This is a genomic window from Sphingomonas sp. CROZ-RG-20F-R02-07, from assembly GCF_022662335.1.
Classification (GTDB): domain Bacteria; phylum Pseudomonadota; class Alphaproteobacteria; order Sphingomonadales; family Sphingomonadaceae; genus Sphingomonas.
Map to the genome: position 1 here is coordinate 150,997 of NZ_JAKNQJ010000005.1, position 25,011 is coordinate 176,007.

Annotated in this window: 25 protein-coding genes; 11 read left to right on the plus strand and 14 right to left on the minus strand. The window is 70.1% G+C overall.

Features of this window, described 5'->3' with window-relative positions:
* Positions 1-18: 18 nt before the first annotated feature.
* Complete coding sequence (locus L8H00_RS10135) at positions 19-621, plus strand: DedA family protein (protein WP_242097185.1); 603 nt, start codon at positions 19-21, stop codon at positions 619-621.
* Here L8H00_RS10135 and L8H00_RS10140 read toward each other — a convergent pair.
* Genes L8H00_RS10140 through L8H00_RS10160 form a run of 5 tightly spaced genes read right to left on the minus strand, consistent with a single transcriptional unit; the run spans position 588 to position 4,593 of the window.
* Complete coding sequence (locus L8H00_RS10140) at positions 588-1,457, minus strand: 3-hydroxyacyl-CoA dehydrogenase NAD-binding domain-containing protein (RefSeq protein ID WP_242097186.1); 870 nt, start codon at positions 1,455-1,457, stop codon at positions 588-590. The genes L8H00_RS10135 and L8H00_RS10140 overlap by 34 nt on opposite strands.
* Positions 1,458-1,513: 56 nt before the next feature.
* Positions 1,514-2,491 (minus strand): L-histidine N(alpha)-methyltransferase, encoded by a 978-nt coding sequence (egtD, locus tag L8H00_RS10145; RefSeq protein WP_242097187.1) that lies wholly within the window; start codon positions 2,489-2,491, stop codon positions 1,514-1,516.
* A complete protein-coding gene (gene egtB, locus L8H00_RS10150) occupies positions 2,491-3,744 on the minus strand; it encodes an ergothioneine biosynthesis protein EgtB (RefSeq protein ID WP_242097188.1) in 1,254 nt (417 codons plus the stop codon). The genes egtD and egtB overlap by 1 nt, the downstream gene beginning before the upstream one ends.
* Before the next feature lie 37 nt (positions 3,745-3,781).
* Complete coding sequence (locus L8H00_RS10155) at positions 3,782-4,360, minus strand: cob(I)yrinic acid a,c-diamide adenosyltransferase (protein ID WP_242097189.1); 579 nt, start codon at positions 4,358-4,360, stop codon at positions 3,782-3,784.
* Positions 4,361-4,362: 2 nt separating this feature from the next.
* Positions 4,363-4,593 carry a twin transmembrane helix small protein gene (locus L8H00_RS10160; RefSeq protein ID WP_242097190.1) on the minus strand — a complete coding sequence of 77 codons (231 nt, stop codon included), beginning with the start codon at positions 4,591-4,593 and terminating at the stop codon, positions 4,363-4,365.
* 91 nt (positions 4,594-4,684) lie between these two features.
* Between L8H00_RS10160 and L8H00_RS10165 the strand changes: the two genes are divergently transcribed.
* The 3 genes from L8H00_RS10165 to L8H00_RS10175 all read left to right on the plus strand — a co-directional run bounded on the left by L8H00_RS10165 (position 4,685) and on the right by L8H00_RS10175 (position 6,013).
* Positions 4,685-5,299, plus strand: a complete 615-nt coding sequence (locus L8H00_RS10165) for a TetR/AcrR family transcriptional regulator (RefSeq protein ID WP_242097271.1) — start codon at positions 4,685-4,687, stop codon at positions 5,297-5,299.
* Positions 5,300-5,448: 149 nt separating this feature from the next.
* Entirely contained in the window at positions 5,449-5,835 is a 387-nt protein-coding gene (locus tag L8H00_RS10170; RefSeq protein WP_242097191.1) for a hypothetical protein, read from the plus strand.
* A 37-nt stretch (positions 5,836-5,872) separates the two neighbouring features.
* Positions 5,873-6,013, plus strand: coding sequence for a hypothetical protein (locus tag L8H00_RS10175; protein WP_242097192.1), 141 nt, complete (start codon positions 5,873-5,875; stop codon positions 6,011-6,013).
* A gap of 3 nt (positions 6,014-6,016) precedes the next feature.
* Here L8H00_RS10175 and L8H00_RS10180 read toward each other — a convergent pair whose 3' ends face one another.
* The 5 genes from L8H00_RS10180 to L8H00_RS10195 all read right to left on the minus strand — a co-directional run bounded on the left by L8H00_RS10180 (position 6,017) and on the right by L8H00_RS10195 (position 12,402).
* Entirely contained in the window at positions 6,017-6,220 is a 204-nt protein-coding gene (locus L8H00_RS10180; RefSeq protein WP_242097193.1) for a helix-hairpin-helix domain-containing protein, read from the minus strand.
* Between the two features lie 96 nt (positions 6,221-6,316).
* Complete coding sequence (locus tag L8H00_RS18845; protein WP_277924367.1) at positions 6,317-6,451, minus strand: hypothetical protein; 135 nt, start codon at positions 6,449-6,451, stop codon at positions 6,317-6,319.
* Between the two features lie 79 nt (positions 6,452-6,530).
* Complete coding sequence (locus L8H00_RS10185; RefSeq protein WP_242097194.1) at positions 6,531-7,979, minus strand: efflux transporter outer membrane subunit; 1,449 nt, start codon at positions 7,977-7,979, stop codon at positions 6,531-6,533.
* Positions 7,976-11,167: a CusA/CzcA family heavy metal efflux RND transporter gene (locus L8H00_RS10190; RefSeq protein ID WP_242097195.1), complete on the minus strand. Its 3,192-nt coding sequence runs from the start codon at positions 11,165-11,167 to the stop codon at positions 7,976-7,978. Before L8H00_RS10190 ends, L8H00_RS10185 begins: the two co-directional genes overlap by 4 nt.
* On the minus strand, positions 11,164-12,402 hold the full coding sequence (locus L8H00_RS10195) for an efflux RND transporter periplasmic adaptor subunit (protein ID WP_242097196.1): 1,239 nt from the start codon (positions 12,400-12,402) through the stop codon (positions 11,164-11,166). Before L8H00_RS10195 ends, L8H00_RS10190 begins: the two co-directional genes overlap by 4 nt.
* A gap of 94 nt (positions 12,403-12,496) precedes the next feature.
* On the opposite strand from L8H00_RS10195, the gene L8H00_RS10200 reads away from it, so the two are divergent.
* The 7 genes from L8H00_RS10200 (at position 12,497) to L8H00_RS10230 (ending at position 20,299) form a co-directional block, all read left to right on the plus strand.
* Positions 12,497-13,174, plus strand: a complete 678-nt coding sequence (locus L8H00_RS10200; protein WP_242097197.1) for a response regulator transcription factor — start codon at positions 12,497-12,499, stop codon at positions 13,172-13,174.
* Positions 13,171-14,514, plus strand: a complete 1,344-nt coding sequence (locus tag L8H00_RS10205; protein ID WP_242097198.1) for an ATP-binding protein — start codon at positions 13,171-13,173, stop codon at positions 14,512-14,514. Before L8H00_RS10200 ends, L8H00_RS10205 begins: the two co-directional genes overlap by 4 nt.
* Positions 14,515-14,580: 66 nt before the next feature.
* On the plus strand, positions 14,581-15,768 hold the full coding sequence (locus tag L8H00_RS10210; protein ID WP_242097272.1) for a cation:proton antiporter: 1,188 nt from the start codon (positions 14,581-14,583) through the stop codon (positions 15,766-15,768).
* A gap of 86 nt (positions 15,769-15,854) precedes the next feature.
* Positions 15,855-16,361 carry a 2Fe-2S iron-sulfur cluster-binding protein gene (locus tag L8H00_RS10215; protein ID WP_242097199.1) on the plus strand — a complete coding sequence of 169 codons (507 nt, stop codon included), beginning with the start codon at positions 15,855-15,857 and terminating at the stop codon, positions 16,359-16,361.
* A complete protein-coding gene (locus tag L8H00_RS10220) occupies positions 16,358-17,344 on the plus strand; it encodes a xanthine dehydrogenase family protein subunit M (RefSeq protein ID WP_242097200.1) in 987 nt (328 codons plus the stop codon). Before L8H00_RS10215 ends, L8H00_RS10220 begins: the two co-directional genes overlap by 4 nt.
* On the plus strand, positions 17,341-19,671 hold the full coding sequence (locus L8H00_RS10225) for a xanthine dehydrogenase family protein molybdopterin-binding subunit (protein ID WP_242097201.1): 2,331 nt from the start codon (positions 17,341-17,343) through the stop codon (positions 19,669-19,671). Before L8H00_RS10220 ends, L8H00_RS10225 begins: the two co-directional genes overlap by 4 nt.
* Positions 19,672-19,741: 70 nt before the next feature.
* The gene (locus L8H00_RS10230; RefSeq protein WP_242097202.1) at positions 19,742-20,299 is read left to right on the plus strand and encodes a DUF4337 family protein; all 558 of its coding nucleotides are present in this window, start codon (positions 19,742-19,744) and stop codon (positions 20,297-20,299) included.
* A 4-nt stretch (positions 20,300-20,303) separates the two neighbouring features.
* Here L8H00_RS10230 and L8H00_RS10235 read toward each other — a convergent pair whose 3' ends face one another.
* From L8H00_RS10235 to L8H00_RS10250, 4 genes are read right to left on the minus strand one after another with little or no spacing between them, the layout of a single operon-like run.
* Positions 20,304-22,688: a TonB-dependent receptor gene (locus tag L8H00_RS10235; RefSeq protein ID WP_242097203.1), complete on the minus strand. Its 2,385-nt coding sequence runs from the start codon at positions 22,686-22,688 to the stop codon at positions 20,304-20,306.
* Entirely contained in the window at positions 22,663-23,625 is a 963-nt protein-coding gene (locus L8H00_RS10240) for a FecR domain-containing protein (RefSeq protein ID WP_242097204.1), read from the minus strand. Before L8H00_RS10240 ends, L8H00_RS10235 begins: the two co-directional genes overlap by 26 nt.
* Positions 23,626-23,627: 2 nt before the next feature.
* Positions 23,628-24,173 carry a sigma-70 family RNA polymerase sigma factor gene (locus L8H00_RS10245; RefSeq protein ID WP_242097273.1) on the minus strand — a complete coding sequence of 182 codons (546 nt, stop codon included), beginning with the start codon at positions 24,171-24,173 and terminating at the stop codon, positions 23,628-23,630.
* A gap of 25 nt (positions 24,174-24,198) precedes the next feature.
* Entirely contained in the window at positions 24,199-25,002 is an 804-nt protein-coding gene (locus tag L8H00_RS10250; protein ID WP_242097205.1) for a ChbG/HpnK family deacetylase, read from the minus strand.
* Positions 25,003-25,011 lie beyond the last annotated feature (9 nt).

A 25,011-nucleotide genomic window follows, 5' to 3' on the forward strand; every position in this document is an offset into this window, starting at 1 on the left:
GTACGGCAAGGCGCGCGCATGACCATCGCAGCGCTGATCGCCCGATACGGCCTGGCCGCCATCTTCCTGGGCGCGGGGCTCGAGGGCGAGACGGCGGTCGTCACCGGCGGGCTGATCGCGCATCACGGGCTGGTGTCGCCCATCGGCGCAGGGCTGGCCGCGATCACGGGTTCGTTCACCGCCGACCAGCTCTTCTTCCTCATCGGCCGCCGCTTCCGGAACAGCGCGCGCGTGCGGCGCGCGCGCGAACGGCCGGCGTTCGGCCGCGCGCTGGAGGCGCTCGAACGCCATCCAATCGCCTTCATTCTCGGCTTCCGCTTCATCTACGGGCTGCGCACGATCAGCCCGATCGCGATCGGCACGTCCAAGGTGCCGACCGCCACCTTCGTGCCGCTGAACGCGATCTCGGCGATCGTCTGGGGCGCGGCGTTCACCGCGATCGGCTATGTGTTCGGCAACGGGTTCGAGCGACTGCTCGGGCGGATCCTGCCGCATCACCGCTTCGTGCTGCTCGGCGGCGCGATTATCGTCATCGCGGCGGTGGCGTTCGCGGTCAGCCGTCTGCTGCGCCACCGCCGCGACAAAGGCTACCGCGTCGGCACGGGCACCGCGCCCGAATAATCGTAGAAGCCGCGCTTGGTCTTGCGGCCATACCAGCCGGCCTCGACATATTTCACCAGCAGCGGCGCGGGGCGGAACTTGGGATCGCCGGTGCCCTCGAACAGCACGCGCGTGATCTCGAGGCAGGTGTCCAGCCCGATGAAATCGGCGAGCGTCAGCGGCCCCATCGGATGGTTGAGCCCCAATTGGCAGGCGAGATCGATGTCCTGCATCGTCGACACGCCCTCGCCGAGCGCGAAGCACGCCTCGTTCAGCATCGGCATCAGCACGCGGTTGACGATGAAGCCCGGCGCATCGTTCGCGCGCACCACCTGCTTGCCCAGATTGGTGGCATAATGCTCGACCGCCGCCACGGTGGAATCGGCGGTGGCCAGCCCGCGGATCAGTTCGATCAGCCCCATCACGGGCACGGGGTTGAAGAAATGCACCCCCATGAACCGCGCCGGATCGGGCGCCGCCTGCGCCAGCCGCGTGATCGGGATCGACGAGGTGTTGGAGGCGAGGATCGCATCGGCGCCTATCACCGCGCCCACATCGGCGAAGATCGCGCGCTTCACGCTCTCGCGTTCGGTCGCCGCCTCGATCACCAGATGGCATTCGCCCATCGCCGCGACGCTCTCGACGGGTTCGATGTTGGCGAGCGTCGCATCGCGTGCGGCGGTGTCGATCTTTTCCTTTTCGACCAGCCGGGCCAGCGCCTTGGCGATTCCCGCTTTCCCCACCTCCGCCCGCTCGCGCGACACGTCGGACAGCAGCACATGGTAGCCCGCTGCCGCCGACACCTGCGCGATCCCCGCGCCCATCTGCCCCGCGCCGATCACACCCACTGATTGCATCGCATCTCTCCTGATCTGGATGCGCTGTATGGCGCCGGGCGGCGATCCGCCAGTGGTCAGGGTGCCGGGCGTTCGGCCTGGGCTTCGGCAAGATAGATGGCGAAGCGATCCTCGGGATCGGTCCATTCCGCAATCGGCGTCCAGCCGCCGGAACGCAGCAGGATGCGGGCGTCGCGCGCGCCATATTTGTGGCTGTTCTCGGTGTGGATCGTCTCGCCTGCCGCCATGGCGAACGGCCGGCCGTCGATCGTGAACTCGGCGTCGCGGGTGGCCTCCAGATGCATCTCGATCCGCGCGCGATCGTCGTTCCAGATCGCGCGGTGGCGGAACGCGTCGACCGGAATCGTCCCGTCCAGCTCGCGATCGATTCGCTCGAGCAGGTTGAGGTTGAACGCCGCGGTCACGCCCGCCGCATCGTCATAGGCGGGCACCAGAATGTCGGGCGCCTTGATCCGATCCATCCCGATGACCAGCATCGCACCTTCGCCCAGCGACGCCCGCATCGCGCGCAGCAGGTCGACGGCGGCGAGCGGCGTCATGTTGCCGATCGTCGAACCGGGGAAGAAGCCGAGCTTGGGCGCGTCCGCGATCGTGCGCGGCAGCGTCATCAGCCGCATGAAATCGGCCTCGAACGGCAGCACCAGCAGATCCGGAAAGCGCGCCGACAGCACCCGCGAGGATTCGCGCAGGAAATCGCCCGAGATGTCGATCGGCACATAGGCGGAGGGCGCGATCGCCTCGAGCAGCAGCGGCGTCTTGGTCGAGGAACCCGATCCGAACTCGACCACCGCGCGACCCTCGCCCACCCGCGCGGCCAGGTCGGCGCCGATCGCCGACAGGATCGCGGTTTCGGTTCGCGTGGGATAATATTCGGGAAGCCCGGTGATCGCCTCGAACAGTTCGGAACCGCGCCGGTCGTAGAACCAGCGCGCCGGGATGGCGCGCGGACGGCGTTCGAAGCCGGCCAGCACATCGGCGCGGAACGCGGGATCGGCGAAGCTCACCGTACCGTCTTCGATTTCCTGCTTGAGCATCAAAGATCCTTGGCGAGCCGAACGCCGGTGAACTGCCAGCGCTGATGGGGATAGAAGAAATTGCGGTAGCTCGCGCGCACATGGCCGCGGGGCGTGGCGCAGGAGCCGCCGCGCAGGACGAACTGGCCGCTCATGAACTTGCCATTATATTCGCCGACCGCACCCTCGACCGCGCGGAAACCCGGAAAGGGGCGATAGGCGCTGCCGGTCCATTCCCACACGTCGCCGAAAAAGCCCGGCGCCTGCTGCGCGGGACGGGGCTCCACCGGGCCGGCATCGTCCATCTGGTTGCCGCCGGCGGGATCGAAGGCACAGGCGGCGGCCTCCCACTCGAACTCGGTCGGCAGGCGGGCGCCCGCCCAGCTCGCATAGGCATCCGCCTCGAACAGGCTGACATGCGTGACCGGCGCGGCGGGATCGATCGGGCGGCGGCCGTCGAGGCCGAAGCGCGTCCAGCCGCCATCCTGCCGTTCCCAATACATCGGTGCCGCGACATCCTGCGCCTTCACCCATGCCCAGCCGTCCGCCAGCCAGTGGCGCGGTTCGGCATAGCCGCCATCGGCGATGAACGCGGCCCATTCGCCATTGGTCACGGTGCGGTCGGCGATGGCGTGTGGTGCGAGCAGCGCGTCGTGCGCGGGGCCTTCGCTGTCGAAGGCGAAGCCGTCGCCGTCATGGCCGATGCGCACGATCCCGGCGTCGCGCGCGATCCAGCGGATCGGCCCGGGCATGGCGACCGGCACCTTGCGCGCCGCAGGCCACACCGCCGGCTCGAGCGGGTTTTCGGAAAACAGATGGAGGATGTCGGTGACGAGCAGTTCCTGATGCTGCTCCTCGTGATGGCAACCCAGTTCCACCAGCGCGCGCGCCGCCTCGGGGAGCGTCGGCAGCGCGGCCATCAGCGCGCCGTCGACCGCGGCGCGATAGGCGCGCACCTCGTCCAGCGTTGGCCGCGTGACCATGCCGCGCCGGTCGCGCGCATGGCGGCGCCCCTCGGCCTCGTAATAGCTGTTGAACAGGAACGGGAAGCGCGCGTCGTGCAGCGTGTAGCCGGGCACGTGATCGCGCAGCACGAACGTCTCGAAGAACCAAGTGGTATGGGCGAGATGCCATTTGGTCGGCGATGCGTCGGGCATCGACTGAACCGTGGCGTCCGCATCCGACAAGGGCGCAACGAGCGCAAGCGACAGGGCGCGTACCGCGGCGTAGCGTGCTTCCAGCGTGGAGCGGGACAGTTCGGCCGGTTTGAGCATGTTCACCCCTCGTCGCGAGGCCGAACGCGCGGAACGGCTAAGCCTTGTCGGGCGCGCGTTGCGCTCCCGGAACCCACAGAACGTCGCCAACCCCGTTTTGGTTCACCGCGCGGGCCGCGACGAACAGCAAATCGGACAATCGATTCAAATAGGTTATCGCCAGCGGGTTCACCGGGCCCGACAACGCGACCGCGGCGCGTTCGGCACGGCGCACGATCGCGCGTGCGACGTGCAAATGCGCGGCGGCGGCGCTGCCGCCCGGCAGGACGAAGCTGCGCAGCGGCGCCAGATGCGCGTTGATCGCGTCGATCTCCGCCTCCAGCCGCTCGGGCTGTGCGGCAACGATGTGCAGCGCGCTGGCGTCGGCGGTGAAATCCTCGCCCGGCGTCGCCAGATCGGCACCCAGATCGAACAGGTCGTTCTGGATCCGCGCCAGCCCCGCGCGCAGATCGGGATCCTCCACCGCGAGGATCGCGACGCCGATCGCGCTGTTCGCCTCGTCCACATCGCCGATCGCCGTGAACAGCGCATCCGCCTTGGAGCGGCGCGATCCGTCGACCAGCCCGGTGGTGCCGGTATCGCCCGTGCGCGTGTAGATCCGATTGAGCTTGACCAAGCTCAGGTGCGCCCGGCGGCGAACAGGATGACGACGACGATCAGGATCGCCAGCGCCTGGAAGAAGATGCGCTGCTGCATCATCCGGTTGGATTTCAGCGCCGCCTGACTTGGCCCTTCGCCACCCTTCACTTGCGCGGTCGATTCCTGAAGGAACGACACGATGCCGCGCACCAGCGCGACGACGGTCGCGATCATCGCGGCCACGAGCAGGATCACGAGAAAGGTGTTCATGACACCGGATGTAGGCGCTGGCGACCGTCCCCGCAATCCATACGCCACGCCACTGGACGCCGCCGCCGTGCCACCCTATGTACCGTTCGGTATGGTAAGCCTTTGTCCTTCGGCCGCCCTCAAGGGCCGCCCACGCGCGTTCGATCTGGATGATGCGCTGGCCGCGGCGCTGCGCGTGTTCTGGCAGCATGGCTATGAAAGCGCGTCGATGGCCGAGCTGACCGCGGCGATGGGGATCACCAAACCCAGCCTCTATGCGGCGTTCGGCAACAAGGAAGCCTTGTTCCACAAGGCGATGGACCTCTACGAGCGCGAGAAGCTGGCCTATATCTCCACCGCGCTGGAAGCGCCCACCGCGCGCGGCGTCGCCGAGCGGCTGTTGCGCGGCGCGCTCGAACTCCAGACCTGCGCGGGCAATCCCAAGGGTTGCCTGGGTGTGATCGCCACGGTGTCGTGCGGCGCGGAGGCCGAATCGATCAAGGCCGAGGTGATCGCCCGGCGCGCCTCGTCGCAGGCGGCGTTGCTGCGCCGGTTCGCCGAGGCGGAAGCGGCCGGGGAACTGCCCGAGGGCATGACGCCCGATGCGCTGGCGCAATATCTCTTCGCGCTGCTTGCCGGCCTGACGATCCAGGCGGGGGCGGGGGCGAGCTGTTCGCAGCTCGACACGCTTGTCGACACGGCCATGGCGATGTGGCCGACGCGATAAATATTCCGCGCGGTACAAAAAGCCGTTGACGGAATCATGAGCGGTTAATATACCGATCGGTAAGGAAGCGGCGGACGCGATGGCGACCCGCTCTTTCCATCACCGCGCCAGCCGGCTTTCCTGCCGACCGACGGAAGGAGGACTCGCTCATGGCCTATCTCGATCTCGACAATCTGTTCGCGAGTCCCTCGGGCAGCCGTTCCGCGGCGGCGATCCCGGTTCAGGCCGGTTTCTCGCCGCTCGAATGGAGCGTCATCGCGCTCGCCCGCCGTGATCCGCTGCGCAGTCTGGGCAAGCCCAGCCGCGTGTCGCGTGCGATGGGCAGCCTGTTCGGTCTCGGCACGCGCTCCGCTCTCGCGGATCCCCGGCTGGAGGCGCTGCGCCGCATGGCGGTGCTCGCATGGCGTCGCGGCTTCGCCGTGCCGCTCACCGAGATCGACCGCTTCCTCTCGGCGGGCTTCAACGAGGCGCAGATGGAGACGCTGGTCGAAAGCGTGACCGGCCTTCACGTCGGCGGGCGGATCGCCGCGCGCTGACGGGCGTTGGGCTCGGACACGAAAAAAGGACCGAGCCATGCCCGAGCATCAGGAAATCGCCGACGCCTTCACCGATATCCCGCACGCCGAGGCGATGCAGCCGCCGGTAACGAAAGACGATGACGAAGGCACCGACGATACCCCCGCCGAGGACTTGACGGTCCAGGGCGGGGAGTAACGGTCAGGGGGCACCCGCATCCAACCGGGCGCGGGTAACGTCGTCCACCTTGCCCGACAGGCCGGGCACCTCGTCGAGCTGGCGCAGATCGGTGAACCGCCCACGCTCCTCGCGGTAGCGCGCGATCTCGAAACCGTGCCCGGTCAGCCCCGGCACGGCGTCGAGTTCGGCGGCGGTCGCCCGATTGACGTCGATGCGATCGCCCACCGGATCAGCGGCCCTGGGCGTGGGCCTGTGCGCGCTGCTCGCGCGCGGCCTTGGCGGCGCGGTGATGGCCGTACCAGCAGCCCGCGGCGGCGCCCATCACGGCATGGCCATGGCGACATAATGGCCGGCGACGCCGCCGACCGCGGCGCCCTTCAGGCAGCCCTTGGCCAGCACGGGCGTCCCCGAGGCGAGAAGCGCGGTGGCGGCGAGCAGCGTGGCAATACGTGGCATGGTCATGTTCCTTCCAGTTGCGATGGCGGAGATATGGCGCCCCGGCGCCGGATCAAGTCCGGTCTTTTCAACGACGTGTTCAAGGGCGGGGCGTCTCGCCCGGCGATGGCGGGATCGTGACGCCGCCGCCGGTGGCCTGATACAGCGCGACCGTATCCGTCAGGCGGGCGGCGCGCGCCTGCACCAGCGCCGACGACGCCTGCGCGCTGGCCGCGCTCGCGTTGAGCAACTGCAGCGTGCCGACGCCGCCCAATTCGAGCTGGCGCCGCGTGAACATGAGCGTCTGCGATGCCGCCTGCTCGGCGCGCGCCGCGGCGTCGAGCGCCACGGCATCGCTGCGCAACCCCGACAGCGCGTCGTCCACGTCGAGAAACGCTTGCAGCGCGGCGCCGCGATAGACGGCCTTGGCGCCTTCGAGCGCGGCCTCCGCCACGCGCTGCGCGCCCTTCAGCGCGCCGGCACGAAAGAGCGGCTGGGTGATGCCGCCGATCAGCGTGTAGAAGGGATTGCCGCTGGCGAACATGTCGGTGAAGCGCGTGGACGATCCGCCCGCATTGCCGCTGAGCGTGATGCTCGGCAGCCGGGCGGCGATCGCGGCGTTCACGTCCGCGCCGGCACCGCGCATCACTGCCTCTGCCGCGCGCACGTCGGGGCGGCCCGCCACGATCTGCGCGGGAAGCGCGACGGGCAGTTGGTCGGGCAGGCGCAGCGCGGCGAGCGTCGGCAGGTCGGGCGCGACGCTGCCCGGCGCATGGCCCGTCAGCGTCGCGATCAGCCCCGCCTGATGCGCGAGCTGGCGCTGCAGCGGCGGCAGCGCGGCCTCGGCATTGGCGAGCACGGTCTGTTGCGCGCCGACATCCACCAGCCCGATATCGCCCAGTTGCTGGCGCCGCTGGAGCAGCCCGACGATCCGGCGGTTGCTGTCGATGCTCGACTGCGTCGCCGCCACTTCGTCGACCAGCGCGGCGTGCTGGATCACCGCCAGCACCAGATTGGCGACCACCGTGGTGCGCGCCGCCAACAGCCGGTCCTGCGCGACTTCGGCCGCGGCGCGCGCCGAACGGACCCGCGCACGCTGCGCGCCGAACAGGTCGAGCGGGTAGGTGACCGACAGCTGCGCGGTGTGCAGCGAATAGAGCGTGTCGTTGGTATCGGCGAGCGGCGACGACAGCGCGTTGGAAACATGCGCGCGGTCATATTGGTAGGACGCGTCCGCCTGCGGCAACCCCGCCGCCTGTGCGATGCGGGTCTGCGCGCGCACCTGCCGCAGCGTCGCCTCGGCGCTCGCGATATCGGTGTTGGCCGACAGCGCCTGCGCCACCAGCGCGTCGAGCGATGCGCTGCGGAATTCGGTCCACCAGGCCGGCGGCACGGGCGCGCCGGGCACGATTGTCTGCGCCGGGCCTGCGGCGGACGCGATCGTCTGCGGCGCGACCGCGGGCGATTGCGACAGCGTCGTCGTGACGTCGCGGGGGCCAAGCGTGCAGCCCGTCAGCGCCACCAGCGACAGGAAAGACAGGCGCTTCATGCGGGCTGCTCCCCGGCGGCGGGGCCGTGCGGATGATGCCCCACATCGCGGCCATGGGCGCCGCGATCCTCGGGATCGACGTGCCGCGAGAAGCGATCGATCAGCGTCGGCAGCACCAGCAGGATCAGCAGCGGCGCCAGCGTCATGCCGCCGACCACGACGAGCGCGAGCGGCTTTTGCACCTGGCTGCCGATTCCGCCCGACAGCGCGGCGGGCAAGAGGCCGATCGCGGCGGCCAGGCACGTCATCACGACGGGCCGCAGCGACGTCTGCACGACGGTCGCGAGCGCATCGGGACGCGGCAGCCCCTCGTCGATCGCCTGGTTGAAGGCCGTCACCATCAGGATCCCGTCCATCACCGCGATGCCGAACAGCGCGACGAAGCCGATCGCCGCCGAGATGCTGAACGCGGTGCCGGTCAGCGCCAGTGCCAGCACGCCGCCCACGACCGCCATCGGGATCACGCTGAACGCCAGCAGCGAATCGGTGAGCGACGAGAAATTGGCGTAGAGCAGGATCAGGATCAGCCCGAGGCTGATCGGCACCACCACCTCCAGCCGGTTCACCGCGCTCGTCAGATTGCCGAGCTCGCCCGCCCATTCCAGATGATAGCCGGCGGGCAGGGGCACGTTCTTCGCGATCCGCGCCTGCGCCTCGTTCACCGCGCCGCCCAGATCGCGGTCGCGCACGCCGAACTTGATCGGCACGTAACGCTCCTGATGCTCGCGGTAGATGAACGATGCGCCCGAGGTGAGGCGGACGGTCGCGACTTCGGAGAGCGGCACCTGGATCATGCCGCTGCCGCCGTTCGGCGCGGGCGCGCCGACCGTGATCCGGCGGATCGCGTCCAGGCTGCCGCGTTCGCCCGGCCGCAGCCGCACGACGATCGGGAAGTGGCGATCGGTGCCCGCCTCGTACAGGTCGCCGGGGCTCTGACCGCCGATCGCCGCCGAGACGGTGGTGTTGATGTCGTCGGGCGTCAGGCCGTAGCGCGCGGCGGCGGCGCGGTTCACGTCGATCCGCACGGTCGGCTGGCCGAGCGAATTGGCGATGCCCAGATCGGCGATGCCGCGCACCTTGCCCATCTCGTCCTGGATCCTGCTCGCGATCTGCTGGAGCGTGGCGAGATCGGGGCCGAAGACCTTCACCGAATTGGCGCCCTTCACGCCCGACGACGCCTCCTCGACATTGTCCTCGATATATTGCGAGAATTCGAAATCGACGCCGGGATAACGCGCCTTCAGCCGACCCTGGATCTCGGCGGTCAGGCTGTCCTTGGTCACGCCCGCGGGCCACTGGTCGGCCGGTTTGAGCGGCGTGTAATATTCGGCGTTGAAGAAGCCGGTGGCGTCGGTGCCGTCATCGGGGCGGCCATGGGTGGAGATCACGCGCTCCACCTCGGGATATTCGGCGATGATCTTGCGGATGCCGTTGACCGCGGGCTGACCGCCCTCCAGCGAGATCGAGGCAGGCAGCGTCGCGCGGATATAGAGGTTGCCCTCCTCCAGATGCGGCAGGAACTCGACGCCGAGCTGGCGCACCGCGACGAACGACACGAGCACGAGAAGCGCCGCCATGCCGAGCGTCAGCACGCGGTTGGCGAGCGCGAAGGCGGCGGCGGGTTCATAGGCGCGGCGCAGCTTGCGCACGATCCACGTCTCCACCTCGTCCAGCCGATCGGGCAGCAGCATCGCGGCGAGCACCGGCGAGACGGTGAAGGTGGCGATCAGCCCGCCTGCGATCGCATAGGCATAGGTCTTGGCCATCGGCCCGAAGATATGCCCCTCCACGCCCGACAGCGTGAAGAGCGGCAGGAAGCTGGCGATGATGATCGCCGCGGCGAAGAAGATGCCGCGGCTTACCTCGTGGCTGCCGTGCAGGATCGCGGAGAATCGCGATGCGCGCGTGGCATGGCCATGGCCGGCCTCGATCGTCCGCGAGCGTTCGACCATGTGGCGGAAGATATTCTCCACCATGATGACGCTGGCATCCACCACCAGCCCGAAATCGAGCGCACCGACCGAGAGCAGGTTCGCGGATTCGCCCTGGATGGTCAGGATCAGCACCGCAAAGGCGAGTGCGAACGGGATGGTCAGCGCGACGATGATCGCCGAGCGCAGATTGCCGAGGAACAGCCATTGCAGCACGAAGATCAGGACGACGCCCTCGATCAGGTTGTGCAGCACGGTGTGCGTCGTCAGGTCGATCAGCGTCGAACGGTCGTAGATCGGCTTGAGCTGCACGCCCGGCGGCAGCACGCCGCCGGCGTTGATCGTGTCGACCTCGGCCTTCACCCGCGCGATCGTCGGCATCGACTGCGCGCCGCGCTGCATCAGCACGATGCCCATTACGATGTCGTCGTCGGGCCCGACGCCCGCGATGCCGAGGCGCGGCGCGTTGCCGATGCGCAGCGTTGCCACGTCGGACAGCAGCACCGGCACGCCCGCGTTGTTCGCGACCATCACGCCGCGGATCGCGTCGGCCGAATTGATGAGGCCCACGCCGCGCACGATCGCCGCCTGTGTGCCGAAATTCACCGTCTGCGCGCCGACATTGCCGTCGCTCTTGCCGATCGCGCCCAGCACCTGCGCGATCGTCACCCCGTGCGCGACGAGCCGGTCGTTGTCGACCACCACCTCATAGGTGCGCAGCTTGCCGCCCCAGCCGGTGACGTCCGCGACGCCCGGAATGCCCTTGAAGCGGCGTTGCAGCACCCAGTCCTGCAGCGTCTTCAGGTCCATGACCGAATAGCCGGCGGGCGCGACGATCTGGTAGCGGAAGATCTCGCCGATCGGGCTGGTGGGCGAGATCTGCGGCTGCGCACCGCCCGGCAGGTTGCCGAGCTGCGACAGCCGGCCGAGCACGCGCTGTTCCGCCTCGCGGAAGCCCACGTCATAGGTGAACTGGATCTTCACGTCGCTGAGGCCGAAGAGCGAGATCGTTCGCACCGCGGTGATGTTGGGGATGCCCGCCACTGCCTGCTCGATCGGGATGGTGACGCCGCGTTCCATCTCCTCGGCCGAAATGCCGTTGGACTGGGTCAGCACCTCGACCATCGGCGGCACCGGATCGGGATAGGCCTCGATGTTGAGATTGGCGAAGGCGACCGCGCCCGCCATAATCATGCCGACCAGCAGCACGAGCATGAGCATGCGCTGGCGCAGCGCGAATTCGACGAGCCGGTTCATCCGCCGATGCCCGCCTCGTTCACGAACAGCGCGCCCGCCGTCACCACCCGGTCGCCGGGTTTGAGGCCGGCGGTGATCGTGTCGAACCCGCCCGCGCTGTCGCCGACCGTCACCGTCTGCGCGCGGAGCAGGCCGCCGGGGCCGGCGACGATCCACACCCGCGTGCCGTCCCCTTCGTGGATCACCGCCTGCGACGGCACCTGCACGCCGTTCAGCGCGTGGCCGGCACGCTGGATCGCGAAGCTGGCGAACATCTGCGGCTTCAAGGCGCCGTCGGGATTGGCGACCGACGCGCGCACCGGCAGCCGGTGGGTCGCGGGATCGAGCGCGGCGGCGACGTTGTTGACGACGGCGCGGAACGTGCGGCCGGGATAGGCCGGGGTGGTGACGCTCACCGCATCGCCCACCTTGACGCTCGCGGCGTCGCTTTCGGCGAGCTGCGCCACCAGCCACACGTCGGCGAGACTCGCGATTGTCATCAGCGGCTTGTCGCCGCCCGCGCCGATATATTGGCCCGGCGCCACGTCGCGCGAGACGATCACGCCCGAAACCGGCGCGGCATAGACCGCCTGCGCGCCCGATCCGGTCTGCCGCGCCGCGCCGCTCAGCGTGCCGAGCCGCCCGCGCGCGGCGGCCACCGCGCCGCTGGCGCTGGCGGCGCTCGCCTGCGCGGCGAGCAGGTCGCTTTGCGCTTGGCGGTAGTCCTTCAGCGCACCGCCTGCGGTCTGGTAGATCGCCTCCTGACGCCGGGCATTGTCCTGCGCGGTGCGAAGCTGCGCCTGCGCGGTGGCCGCCTGCGCGGTCGCGGTGACGAGCGCGGCGCGCGCGTCGACGAAATCGTTGGACGCGACGCGCAGCAGCGGCTGGCCGCGATGGACCGTCTGCCCCGCCTGCACCATCACGTCGGCGATCTGGCCCGAGAAGGGCAGCACCACGGGCGTGCTGTGATCCTCGTCCACCGAGATCGTGCCCGTCGCCTGGATGGTGCCGGCCGCCGATCCGTCGCGCACCGCCTCGATCTTCATTTGCGCGAGCTGGGCGGGCGTCGCGCGGAACGTGCCCGGCGGCGGTGCCACCGGCGTCTGTTCGACGGGCGTGGTCAGGTGGCGGATGCCCGCGACGATCGCCCACAGCGCCAGCAGCGCGACCGCCGCGATGCCGATCCAGCGCAACTGGCGCGAGCGGTCCAGGGGTGCCGCGGCCGGCAGGGGCCGTGGGTGGTGGAATTCTGACATGCCCGGATCCGGCCCTTTGCGCACTTGCAGCATAGATTAGGGCGGGGCATTAGCCGGGAAGAATTACAGGCAACTTACAGCCGGGGACGATGCGGTGCGGCTCTTGCTGGTGGAGGACGATCCCGAGCTTGCCGCAGCCCTTGGCGCCGCGCTCGGCCGGCACGGCCATTCGAGCGATCATGCCCGCACCGCCGAAGATGCGCTGCTGATGCTGAACGCGGTGCATTATGCCGCCGTCCTGCTCGATCTTGGCCTGCCGGGCGAAGACGGGTTCGCGGTGCTGCGCGCGCTACGTCAGGGTGCGAACCCGGTGCCGGTGATCGTGACGACCGCGCGCAGCGGGGTGGGCGACCGGATCTCGGGGCTGGATGCGGGCGCCGACGATTATCTGGTCAAGCCGTTCGCGGTGGACGAGCTGCTTGCGCGGCTGCGCGCGGTGCTGCGGCGGCGGGTGCCGTTTCAGGGCGCGACGCTGGCGCTCGGCGATCTGCGCTACGACGCCGCCTCGCGCGAGCTGCGCGTCGGCGATGCGCTGGTGCCGCTCTCCGCGCGCGAGACCGAATTGGCCGAGCTGCTGGTGCGCCGCGCGGGGCATGTCGTCGGCAAGCGTCTGGTGGAGGACCAGCTCTTCGGCCTGACGGACTCGCTCGGATCGAACGCGGTGGAGGTCTATATCCACCGGCTGCGGCGCAAGATCGAACAAGCCGGCGCGGGCGTGAAGATCGAGACGATCCGCGGCGTCGGCTATATGATGCGCGTCGCGGCCCCATGAGGCTGCGCCGGCCGCGCACCTTGACGCTGCGCATCATGCTGGCGGAGGTGGCGGCGATCCTGGTGGTCGCGATCCTGCTGCCGCTGCTGCTGGTGTCGGTGCTGCACGGGACGGCGGCGGCTTCCGAGAACGTGGCGCTGCTCGGTCAGGCGCAGGCGATTGCCGCCGGGCTGCGCGTGGAGCATGGCCGCGTGATCGCCGACCGTGCGACGGTGCTGCGGTACGGCGACACCTATGACGGCCGCGCCTTCGTCGTGACCGATCCCGGCGGCGCCGTGCGCGCGGCGAGTTCGCATGCCGGCGCGGTGCCATGGACGCGCGTGCCGCGCACCACCGCGCCCGATTTCGTGCGGATCGCGCCGTTCCGCCTGGCCAGCGTGCCCGTCATCGCCGCCGGGCTGCCGCTGCGCATCCTGGTGTCGCAGGACGAAACGCGGCCGGGCGTGATCCTGGACGACGTGATGCGCGCCTTTCTCGCGCGCTATCTGCTGATCCTGCTTCCCGTGCTGTTGCTGCTGCCGTTGGTGAACGCGCTGCTGATCCGGCGGATCGTGCTCGCGGTCCGGCGGACCTCGGCGCGCGCCGCCGAGATCGGGCCGATGACGCTCGCCATCCGACTGGAGGACGAGGGGCTGCCCGCCGAGATCATGCCGCTGGTCGCCGCGACCAACCGGCTGGTCGCCCGGCTCGAACAGGGGTTCAACCAGCAGGCCGAATTCGTCGCGAACGTGGTGCACGAGCTGCGCACGCCGCTGTCCACGCTGATGGTCAGCCTCGAAGGCGTCGGCGATCCCGCCGCGCGCGCGCCGCTGGAGCGACAGGTCGAACGGCTGTCGCATGTCGTCTCGCAACTGCGCGATCTCGCCGCGCTGGAGGATGCGGCGACGCTCGCCACCGAACGGGTCGACCTTGCCGCGCTGGCGGCCGAGACCGTCGCCGAAATGGCACCATCGGTGTTCGCCGCGGATCACCGGATCGCACTGACCGGCGGCGACAGGGAGGTGGCGATCGTCGCCAATGTCGTGCTCGTCCGCCTCGCGCTGTCGAACCTGATCGCCAATGCGGTGCGCCATACGCCCGCGGGCACCGCGATCCGCGTCGTCGTGCAGGGGGGGGGCGACGCGCGGATCGCGGTTGAGGACGACGGCCCGGGGATCGTCGCCGGCGGCGAGCCGACCCGCCGCTTCTGGCGCGCCGATCACAGCCGGACGGACAGCGCGGGGCTGGGCCTCGCCATCGTCGGGCGCGTGATGGCGGTGCATCGCGGCCGTCTGGAGATCGGCAGCGGGCCCCATGGCGGCACGCACGCGCGGCTCGTCTTTCCGCCGGCGGATGCTTGACAGCGGCGCGGCGCGCCGTCTGTGTGCGCCGCTGAAGATCGGACGGGGGAGACGGGCGTGCATGCGATGAACCTGTCGGAGACGTTCCTCGTCGCGATGCTGGTGATCTTCAGCGTGCCCTATCTCGTCTGGCGCCTGTTGCACGCCGATCATCACGCGCCGCTCGTCGTGGTGCAGATCGTCGTCGGCGTCCTGCTCGGCCCCGGCGTGCTCGGCGCGGTGTTTCCCGTCTATTACGCGACGATCTTCAAGCCCGACGTGGTCACCGCGCTCAACGGCCTCTCCTGGTGGGGCGTGATGCTGTTCGTGTGGGTGGCGGGGATCGAGCTCGATCTGGGCGGCGCCTGGGCGCGTCGCCGCGATACCGGGATCACCGCGGCCTGCGCGCTGCTCGTGCCGCTCGCGTTCGGCAGCCTCGCGGCGCTCGTCCTGCTGCGCACGAGTGGCGGCTGGATGGGTCCGGCGGGGGCGCCGTGGCAGGTGGTGCTGGGGATCGGCATGGCGTGCGCGGTGACGGCGCTGCCCATCCTCGTGCTGCTGATGGAGCGGCTGGGTATCCTGCACCAGCCCTTCGGACAGCGCATCCTGGGCTATGCCAGCATCGACGACGTGGCGATCTGGGGCGTGCTCGCGCTGATCCTGCTCGATTGGCACCGCGTGGGGTTGCAGATCGGCTTCGTTCTCGTCTTCGCGGTCGCCGCCGCCGGCATGCGCTGGCTGATGGCGCGGCTGTCGGCGGCGGATCGCTGGCCGGTGTCGCTGATCTGGCTCGCCGCCTGCGGATTCGCGGCGGACTGGACGGGGCTGCACTTCATGGTCGGCGCGTTCCTCGCCGGTGCGGTGCTCGACACCGGCTGGTTCGATCGCACCGCGCTCGACCGGTTTCGCGACATGCTGCTGCTCGCGGTCATGCCGGTGTTCTTCCTCAGCACGGGGCTGCGCACCAGCTGGAGCGTCGGCGGCGCGGCGGTGTTCGGCGCGGCCGCGCTGCTGCTGGTCGCCTCGGTCGGCGGCAAGCTCGCCGGCGTCCATCTCGCCGGGCGCCTGCTGCGCTGGGGCCGGGGCGAGGCCACGACGATCGGCTGGCTGCTCCAGACCAAGGCGCTCATCATGATTATCTTCGTCGGCATCCTGCTCGACAAGCATATCGTCAGCAGCGCGACCTTCACCGCCTTGCTGCTGATGGCGGTGGCCAGCACGATGCTGACGACCCCGATCGTCGCGCCGCGCCTGAAACGGGCGGGATTGCGCTGAAGCTCCATTGACGGCAGCGGCGGAAGCGCCGATTCCGGCGGCAGCGATCGACAATCTTTGCAGAAGGTTGCGAGCAGGAGACCGTCATGCGATTCACGATCAACGACCGCCCGATCGAGGTGGAGGCCGATGTGCGCACGTCGCTGCTCGATCTCCTGCGCGAGCATCTGGGGCTGCCGGGCACGAAGAAGGGCTGCAACCAGGGCGCGTGCGGCGCCTGCACCGTGCTGGCGGACGGCGAGCGGATCAATTCCTGCCTCGCGCTCGCGGTGCAATATGAGGGGCGGGCGATCACCACGGTCGAGGGATTGGCGGACGCCGGGGGGCTGCATCCGCTCCAGCGCGCGTTCGTCGAGCATGACGGGTTCCAGTGTGGCTATTGCACGCCCGGCCAGCTCTGCTCGGCGATCGCCATGGCGGGCGAGGTCGCGCGCGGCGTGCCGAGCGTGGTGACCGCCGACCTGTCCGCCGAGACGATGATGCTGACGCATGACGAACTGCGCGAACGGATGAGCGGCAATCTGTGCCGCTGCGGCGCGTATAACGGCATCGTCGAAGCGATCGCCGAAACCTTTGCGGAGGCGCACGCATGACGCCCTTCACCTATGCCCGTGCCGAGGACGCGGCCGGCGCGATCGCGCTCACCGGGGCGCACGCCGATTCGCGCTATCTGGGCGGCGGCACCAACCTGATCGACCTGATGCGCGAGGGGATCGAGGCCCCTGCGGCGCTGATCGACGTGACCGGCCTGCCGAGCGGCATCGAGCCGCGCGACGATGGCGGCGTGTGGATCGGCGCGGCGGTGAAGAACACCACGCTGGCCGCCGATCGCACGATCCGCACGCGCTATCCGGCCTTGTCGCGCGCCATCCTGGCGGGGGCGAGCGGCCAGATCCGCAACATGGCGACCGTCGGCGGCAACATCCTCCAGCGTACGCGCTGCACCTATTTCTACGACGACGCCGCGCGCTGCAACAAGCGCGCGCCCGGCACCGGCTGCGACGCGATCGGCGGCTTCAACCGTATCCACGCGATCCTCGGCGCGTCGCCCGCCTGCGTGGCGACTCATCCATCGGACATGTGCGTGGCGATGCTGGCGCTGGACGCGATCGTCCATCTCGACGGCCCGATGGGCGCGCGCAGCATTCCGCTCGCCGATCTCCACCGGCTGCCGGGCGACACGCCCGAGATCGACACGGTGCTGCGCCCGAACGAGCTGATCGCGGCGGTCGAGCTGCCGGCGCTGCCGTTTGCCGCGCGTTCGGCCTATCGCAAGGTGCGCGACCGCGCGAGCTATGCCTTCGCGCTGGTGTCGGTGGCGGCGGCGCTCGATGTCGACGGCGGCACGATCCGCGACGTGCGGCTGGCGCTGGGCGGCGTGGCGCATCGGCCCTGGCGTGCGGCCAAGGCGGAGGCCGCGCTGCGCGGCCGGCCCGCGACCGAGGCGAGCTTTCGCGCGGCGGCCGAGGCGGAGCTGGCGGATGCCGCCGCGCTTCGCGACAACGGGTTCAAGATCGAGCTGGCGAAGCGGACGATCGTCGCGACGCTGGGCGACGTGATGGAGGCGGGCGCATGAACATCGTCGAAACGGTCAAGAATGCGGCGCAGGGCGTCGCCAAGGGCGCGATGGAAAAGCTGGTGCCGCTCGCGCCCGACAGCTGGATCCCGGGCGGCGTGCCCGATCCGCTGATCGCGCACAAGCACGGGCTGATCGGCACGCAGGTCTCGCGCCGCGACGGGCCGGACAAGGTGCAGGGCGCGGCGCGGTTCGCGGCCGAGTTCCGGTTCGACACCATGGCCTATGCCGCGCTGGTCTATGGCCGGATCGCGCGCGGGCGGATCGCCACGCTCGACACCGCCGCCGCCGAACAGGCGCCGGGCGTCGCGCTGGTGATGACTCACCGCAACGCGCCGCGGATGAAGGCGCCCGCCGTGTTCGGCTCGTCGCCCACCGCGGTCGGCCCCAGCGACCTGCCGATCATGCAGGACGATCGCATCCACTGGAACGGCCAGCCGATCGCACTCGTCCTCGCCGACACGCAGGAACAGGCGGACCATGCCGCCGCGCTGATCGTCGCGACCTATGACGCCGAGCCGGCGACCTCGTCGTTCGCGGACGCCAAGGCGGAGGGCGCGAAGCCCGGTCTGTTCATGGGCCAGGCGCTGCTGAACGAGATCGGCGATGCCGATGCCGCGCTGGCGGCGGCGCCCGTCCGTGTCGACCAGGTCTATCGCACGCCGCGCCACAACCACAATGCGATCGAGCCGCATGCCGCGACGCTGATGTGGGAGGGCGACCGGCTGACGATCCACGACGCCAGCCAGATGGTGACCGCGACCGCGGCGACCATCGCCGACGTCTTCGGCGTGCCGGCCGATCACGTGCGTATCACGTCGCCCTATGTCGGCGGCGGTTTCGGCGCCAAGGGCCTGTGGGATCACCAGATCCTCGCCGCGGGGGCGGCGCGTCTCGCCGGGCGCCCGGTGCGGATCGCCTTGACGCGCGAAGGCGTCTACCGCGTGGTGGGCGGCCGCACGCTGACCGAACAGCGCGTCGCGATCGGCGCGCAGGCGGACGGCCGTTTCGACGCGCTGATCCACAGCGGCACCGTCGCGATGTCGCCGCACAACAACATGCCCGAACCGTTCATCCTGGGCACGCGGGCGGCCTATGCCGCGCAGAACATCCGGCTGTCGGTCGAGGCGGTCACGCTCAACATGCTGGCGAACACCTTCATGCGCGCGCCCGGCGAATCGGTCGGCACCTTCGCGCTCGAATCCGCGATCGACGAACTGGCGGTGGCGCTGGACATGGATCCCGTCGAGCTGCGCATCCGCAACGAGCCCGAGGTCGATCCGACATCGGGGTTGCCCTTCTCGTCGCGCCACATCGTCGAGGCGTGGCGCGCGGGGGCGGAGCGGTTCGGCTGGGCCGATCGCGCGGCGCCGGGCACGCGGCGCGAGGGCGAGTGGCTGATCGGAATGGGCTGCGCGACCGGCACCTATCCCTATTATCGGATGCCCGGCGCCGCCGCGCGGCTCACGATCGATCGCGCGGGCAAGGCGCTGGTCGAGGTGGCGGCGCACGAGATGGGCATGGGCACGTCGACCACCACCGCGTTGGTCGCCGCCGAACGGCTGGGGCTGCCGATCGACGCGGTCGCGGTGCGCTATGCCGACACGATCATCCCCGGCGCGATCATGGCCGGCGGATCGCAGCAGACCGCCGCGATCGGCGCGGCGGTGATCGCGGCGCACAACGCGCTGGTCGCCGAACTGCTGAAGCTGGCGGGTAACGATTCCCCGCTCGCCGGCCTCTCCGCCGATCAGGTGGGCAGCGAGGACGGCGGTCTGGTCATGCGCGACGATCCCGCCCGCCGCGAAACCTATGTCTCGATCCTCGAGCGCGCGCACCGCGACAGCGTGACGGTGGCGGAGGAGGCGAGCCCGTCGCTCGAACTGATGCACTGGTCGATGCACTCGCACAGCGCGATCTTCTGCGAGGTGCGCGTGAACGCCATCACCGGCGAGACGCGCGTCGGCCGCGTGCTCGGATCGTTCGATTGCGGGCGGATCCTGAACGCCAAGACCGCGCGGAGCCAGTTCCGCGGCGGCATCATCATGGGGCTGGGCATGGCGCTGATGGAGGAAACCCAGTTCGACGAGCGCAGCGGCCGGATCATGAATCCCAGCCTCGCCGAATATCATGTGCCGGTGCACATGGACGTGCCCGAGATCGACGTGATGTGGACCGATATCGCCGATCCCCACACCCCGATGGGCGCACACGGCATCGGCGAGATCGGCATCACCGGCGTGGCGGCGGCGGTGGCCAACGCGGTCTACAACGCCACGGGCAAGCGCATCCGGGATCTGCCGATCACGCTCGACAAGCTGTTGTGAGCGGATCGCGCTCGCGCGAGGGGTGAACGGCGTGTAGGCACGGGCCTCCGGGTGGTTCGGCGAGGGCGTGATGGCGGAAGAGGAATTCGAGATTCGCGGCGCGCACGAGGACGTGCTGGAACGCGAGATCGAAGAGGCGCGGCCCATGGCGCAGCGCATCGCGCTGTTCTCGGCCGTGCTGGCGACCCTGGGCGCGGTGGTCAGCTTTCTCGGCGGCCACACGCAGAACGAGGCGCTTTATTACAAGAACGAGGCGGTGCTGCTGAAGGCTCGCGCGTCGGACGATTGGGCCTATTACCAGGCCGAGGACATCAAGGCGCATCTGGTCGAGGCGACGACGCGCAGCGGCCCGACCGATGCCGACCGCGCCGATATCGCGCGGTATCGCACCCGTGCACAGGACCTGCGCCGCGACGCCGAGCGGCTGGATGTCCAGTCCGAGGAGGCGAACGCCGAATCGGTCCATGCGCTCGCCCCGCACACCAAGCTCGCCATGGCGATGACCGCGATTCAGGTGGCGATCGCGCTCGCCTCGATCGCGGCGCTGACGCATCGCAGCTGGCTGCTCTGGGGCGGCGTCGCCTTCGCCGCGATCGGCATCGCGACGGTCGCGCTGGCCTGGACCTGAGCGGTCACCAGGCGAAGGAGCCGCCGAGCCGGGCGTTGAACGGGCGCAGCGGCGTCGATTGATCGCGCGCCGCCAGCGCAAAGGGGTTGCCAAGCGCGAAACGGTTGGCGCGCCTGTCGGTCAGGTTGTCGGCGATCAGCGTCAGCGCCACGCGCTTGTGCGCCCATCCGGCGCGGGCGCCCAGCACGGCGTAGCGGCCCTGGCTGATGTCGAGCAGATCGCCCGTGCCCAGCACCGAGCGCCCGATGTAGACCGCCGATCCGCCGATGTTCAGCATGCTCACGGCGCCGATCCGCCAGCGATAGGCGAGGTCCGCCTTTGCCGCGAACGGCGGCGTTTCGGGAAGGCGCCGGTGCGCCGGGGTCGCCAGGTCGGCGAGTGGCCCCGTCACGCGGTTATAGGTGTAGAGCACCGCGGCCGTCGCGCTGAGGCCGGCGAACGGGATCCAGTCGGCGGTCGCCTCGATCGCCTGGATGCGCGCGTTGCCGATGTTCGCGGTGTAGGGCAGGCCGCGACGGTTGACGAGATCGGCCTGGATGTCCTGCCAGCGCGCGATCGAATAGGCGGCCGACAGCGCCAGCCCGGTCGGCCCGGTGCGGATCTTGCGCAGGCCCGCCTCGGCGACACGGATCGAATCGGACTGGAAATCGGCCACCCGGCCCACGCCGCGCGCGACGGCGAGGCCGCCCGTGCGGTAACCCGACTGCGCCCGGCCAAACAGCGCGAGCCCCGGCGCGAGCTTCCATGACAGCGCCGCGGTCGGATCGATCCGGCGGGTAGAGCGGCCCTCAACGAAATCGGGAATGCGCGGGCGAAACGAGGGCTCGCCATCGGTGCGCGCCAGCGTGAAACGCGCGCCCACCGTCAAAGCCAGATTGCGCGTCGCCGCGGCGGTCGCTTCGGCGAAGACCGACGCGCTGCGCGTCACGTTGGTGACACCGATGATGTCGGGCGGGTTGTTGACCGGGCCCAGCGCACGCGACTGGGCATCGCGGTCGCGCAGCAGCGTGAAGCCGACCACCCAGCTGTTGCCGCTCGGCAGCGAACGCGACAGCCGCGCCTCGGTCGCGATCAGCAGCTTGGCTTCGTCGGTGGTGTAGATCGTCGGTTGCAACCGCCCGAAGATGGGCGGCGGCGTGGCGTCGAACGCGTCGACCGCGTGATAGCCCGCCACGCTCGTCGCCGAAAGCAGTTGCAGCCCGCTCGACCAATCCTTGGTGACCACCACGCTGCCAAGCACGACCGTGTTGGCGAAGGGCTGGGCGAACGTGCTGCGCCGCATGAGGCCGCCGTCCGCGCCGTCGGCATATTGGGCGTCATCGGCGGAAATGCGCTGGTAGACGCCGCCCAGATCGACGCGCCAGCCATCCCCCGGCTCGGCGCGAAGCGCGGCACGGCCGCCGCTGGTGTCCACGCCGTCGATATTGCGAAGCCCACGGTGGGGATCGTCGATGAAGCCGCCGTCGCTATCGTGATAGCCGACCACCCGCAGCCCCAGCCGGTCGTCGACGATCGGCAGGTTCAGCACCGCGCTGGCGTCATAGCCGGGCTCGCCCTGCGTCGTGGCGGACACCCCCGCCGACACCGCGCCGTGGATCCCCGTGAGATCGACCGGATTGGGCGTGAGGCGGACGATGCCGCCGATCGATCCCGATCCGTAGAGCGTGCCCTGCGGACCCTCCATCACCTCGACGTCCTGCATGTCGTAGAGCTTCAGGCTGGGATCGGCGCCCGAATAGCCGAGCTGGACATCGCCCAGATAGATCGTCGCAGTCGACTGCGCGCTGCCGTTGAAGCTGCTGTCGGCGATGCCGCGGATGAAGATCTTGTTGCGGCCCGGGCCCAGTTCGGTCGTCTGGAGCACGGGGGTGGCGTGCGCGATCTGCGTCAGGTCGGGCGAGCCGGTCACCGCGGGCCATTGGTCGGCGGTCAGGATCGCCAGGCTGCCGGGATAGCGCAGCAGCGGCACGCGCTGTTTGCTGGCGGTGACGACGACGTCGCCCCCCGGCATCGCCGCCATGGGCGAGAAGGGGCGTGGTGGCGCGGGCGGCGGCGCGGCCCTGGCCGGCACCGCCAGGCGCACGACGCGGAAGCTGCGCGCGTCCACGGGCACGGCGCGGTAGCCCGTGTCCTTCAGCAGGCGCGCGAGCGCGGCGGCGGGCGAGAGCGTGCCGCTCAGCGCGCGGGTGCGGGTGGCGCGGAGCGCGGGTTCGGTGCTGATGATGTCCGCACCCGTCTGACGGGCGAGAAGCGGCAGGGCGGTGTCGAGCGTGGTGGCGGGAAGCGCGATCCGGGCGTTTTGTGCCAGAGCCGGTGCCCCGTTGGTCAGCGCCGCGAACGCGATGATCGCGGCGCGCAAGCCATTATGGCGCGAGAACCCACTGCTCACCGTTACGCCGCGCCTTTGCCCCGATCAGCGTCGCCAGATGCGGGATGTCGCGATCCGCCGAACCACTCAGCGCGACCATGCCGGTAAACTGGCGCTCGGGCAAGCCGTGCTCCAGCACCACCTTCGTCCCGTAACGGCGCTCCACGGCGGCGAACACGGCGGACACCGTCTCGTCGACAAAGGCGATCTGGCCCTGCTGCCAGCCGCCCACCGTCTCCGGCGCGACGGTCGCCAGCGCCACGCTGTGCCGATCCTCGCGCGCGGTGAGCGCATGGCCGCGCTTCAGGACGATGGCGTCGCCGTCCGGCTGAAACATCACCGATCCCTCGGCGACCTGCACGTCGAGCCGATCGCCGGTGCGCGTCACGTCGAACACCGTGCCCATGTCGCGCACGCTCAGATTGCCCGATACGAGCGTGAACGCCTTGCCCTCGTCATGATGAACGCGGAACATCGCTTGGCCGCGATCGAGCACGGCGACGCGCTGGTCGGCATGATCGAGCCGCAGGCGAGTGCCGCCGTTCATCGCGATCTCGGTGCCGTCGCCCAGCCGCACGGTGCGGTGCTCGCCGGGTGCGGTGGTCAGCACATAGGGCCGCGCGCCGCGCGGCAGCGCGAGCGGCATCAGCAGCAGCGCCAGGCTCGCGGCGATCGCCGTGCCGGCAATGCCCCAGCCGATCCGGCGCCGCGGCAGCGCGCCCAACCGGGAGTGGCGCGCCTGCGACCGCATGGGAAGAACCGGGATGCCCGCTGCCGGCGCGGAGGGGCGGGCGTCGGCGATCAGGCGGTCGGCCAGCGCCACCCGGTCCATCGCGGCGGCATGCGCCGGGCTCACCTCGAGCCACAGGACGAACGCCTCCCACCCGGCCGCGTCGAGCGTCGGCTGGCGAAGCTGCCACAGGGTGGCCTGGTCGATGATGTCGTCGCTGGTCTGCACCTTCAGGCCCCCTTTCCTGAACCTAGACGATGCCGTTTCGCCATTCCCGCATCGAAATCTTCCGATGCTTCAATTATATGACGGTAGGCGCGCTGCAGCAGCTTCTCTACGCCGCTGAGGCTGATCCCGATCGTCTCGGCGATTTCGCGTTGCGGCCGTTCCTCCACGCGGAACATGTGCAGCGCGGTGCGCATCCGATCGGGCATCGCCGCCATCGCGCTTTCGACCGCGGCCAGCCGGTCGCGCGCGATCAGCGTCCGCTCGGCATCGGGCAGTTCCTCGGCGAGCGGTTGCACGTCCACCCAGGCGGTGTCGCGCGCCACGCCGCGCTGCCCGGCGATGCGGCGATCGGTCGCGAGGTTCGCCGCCACGCGATAAAGAAAGGCGGCGGGCTGGTCGATCGGCCGGTTGGCGAGCTGCTCGACGCGCAGCCACATGTCCTGCAGCGCGTCCTCGGCATCGTCGCGATTGCCGAGCCGCGCGGCCAGCAGCCGCAGCAGCATCGGCCGGTTCTCCAGGAAGACCGCCCGCAGCCCGCCATCGCTCATCGCCATGCCGCCAACGCAGCGCCTATCACGTCGGGTAGGAGAGGCCGCATGCCGCCGCCATGTCGGAGATGGGCAGCGCCCGCAATGCCGCGGCCTCGATCGGGCGCGCGGCGGCGATGGCATCGTGATCGCGCGCGCCGTCGCCGGGATGGCACATCACCAGATGCCGCTCGCCCGGATGCCGCAGGAACGCGGGAAAGACCGCGGCATAATCGCCGGCGAATCCGTAATGGCCGGCGAACCCGGCATTGCACGCCAGGCCGTGCGCGGCGGCGGCGCGGTGCAGGCCCGATGCGTGGTACGCGCTGGCCAGCGCCTTGCCGCGAAACGGTCGGCCGGCGATCGCCAGCGGCCGGTCGGTGCAGGTCCGCACCCAGGCCGATGGCGCGCGCGCGGCGGTCTCGGCCAGCACGATGGCGCGGATGCCGGGCAGCACATGCGCATGCTGGTGCGCGTCGACGAACGCCGGGGGGCGTCCCATCGCCTGCGCGAACCGGTCGAACTGCGCGGCGACCGCACGGCGAACCGCCTCCAACGGCAGCGCGCGCCGCCTTGCCGCGGCCGCCAGCACGCCGATCGGCGGCAGCCGCCCGTCCGGCGCGAGTTCGGGCATGGGGATCGCGGGCGCCTCCAGCGTGAGCGTGAGGTGAAGGCCGATCTCGACATGATCCGGCACGTCGCGCAGCATCGCCGCGTCGCCGGGCCAGTCGGCCAGCGCCGTCATGCAGCCGGTGGCGTTCAGCTTGCCGGCCTGCGCCAGCGCCACGATCGTTCGGCTGGTGCCGTGCGAAAAGGCGAAATCGTCCGCACAGAGGATGAGGCGCGGCAATCGGTTATC